Source organism: Lacticaseibacillus camelliae DSM 22697 = JCM 13995 (genome assembly GCF_001311195.1).
Classification (GTDB): domain Bacteria; phylum Bacillota; class Bacilli; order Lactobacillales; family Lactobacillaceae; genus Lacticaseibacillus; species Lacticaseibacillus camelliae.
Map to the genome: position 1 here is coordinate 1 of NZ_BBAJ01000150.1, position 1,351 is coordinate 1,351.

The following is a 1,351-nucleotide window of genomic DNA, read 5'->3' on the forward strand; positions in this document are numbered from 1 at the left end:
ATCTTTTATGCGTTGATCTGGCCACCGCTCGCGGTTGGCCATCGTTTTTAGCGTATCAACGGTATCTTCATACTGGGGATCAGCCTGCCAGTTGGCTGTCTCCCCTTTTGCATCATACCAAGAGAGATACAGCGCCTTAACAAGCGTGCAGTAATCCTCATCACAGATAATACGCACACCCTTACCCACTTGCTCCGGCGAACTCACATGAACCACCTTATGATCCTTATTGATTTCATCCAGGATATCAAAAAAACTATCTTGGGCCTCTTCCGGTGTGTAATTTTCTCGCATCTTGAACGGCCTCCTGTTCACTTCACCACAACCAACGTGGATACTATACACATCTATCTCTCACGGTGCGATCAAAGAAAGTATATCACCCTGACATGCAGGCTCGCTGGAACCAAGCTTGAAGAAATTATTAGCGCGACCCGTAAAACATTAAACTGTTATGTCACTTGCTCGCGAAGTGATTTTAAACATTTTTCACTGCCTCCGTTATAACTTACATCCCGATTACAGCTAAGACTCACAACAAAAATACTAAAAATAGAAAACGGTTATTATCATAAATAAAATTTATTTTGTTATTTAAAATTCAATAATACCCATCCGAAAGATGCTTAAATACGTCATAAATAAGGCTCGTGGCCTATTTATGATTAAAAACTGAGAATTTATTAATCAATTATCAGAAGATATTAGTACCTCATTAGACAATAAGGACGGATTTAATCGATAATGCTTTCCAACTTATAAGCGTTATTCCTAGCACTATGATGGCCGATACGCAAATTTCTTTGATCACGTATATTAGCCTGTGACCATTACTCCACTCGCTTACTTGGATATTTAATCCTAAAATTTGAGAATATCAGTAATATTGCTTATTTTTTTATAGTTTATCTATTCAACGATACTCCATATAATTCACCTCAGATGGTATGGGCAGCGCTTTCCCCGGGGGCTAACTGACACTAATGACCATCTACAAGAGCCATTGTTAAACTATACAAATTAATTGGAGGCACCTTGTATGAAGGATAGATCTGGAGCAAAAAGGTTGTACAAAGCTCATAAGGCTTGGATTGCCGCTGGTGTTGCAGCGGCAACACTTTTTAGTGTATCTACAGTCGAGGGAAACTCGGTCGCAGCAGAGACAGCTAGCGGAAGCGAGAATCAAGCTCTTAGTTCTCAGACCGAAAACGACAACAAGTTTGGCGGCACGGGCCACTTCGCAAATAAGCAAGCTGAGAATGACAACAAATTCGGCGGCACGGGCCACTTCGCAAATAAGCAAGCTGAAAACGACAACAAGTTTGGCGGCATGGGCCACTTCGCAAATAAG

Annotated in this window: 2 protein-coding genes; one reads left to right on the top strand and one right to left on the bottom strand. The window is 41.2% G+C overall.

Features of this window, described 5'->3' with window-relative positions; genetic code table 11:
- Positions 1–294, bottom strand: a 294-nt coding sequence (locus tag JCM13995_RS13430) for a hypothetical protein (protein ID WP_156314516.1), incomplete at its 3' end; no start/stop codon positions are given.
- A 745-nt stretch (positions 295–1,039) separates the two neighbouring features.
- Here JCM13995_RS13430 and JCM13995_RS13435 point away from each other — a divergent pair.
- Positions 1,040–1,351 (top strand): hypothetical protein (locus JCM13995_RS13435; protein WP_156314517.1); only part of this gene is annotated, 312 nt, incomplete at its 3' end.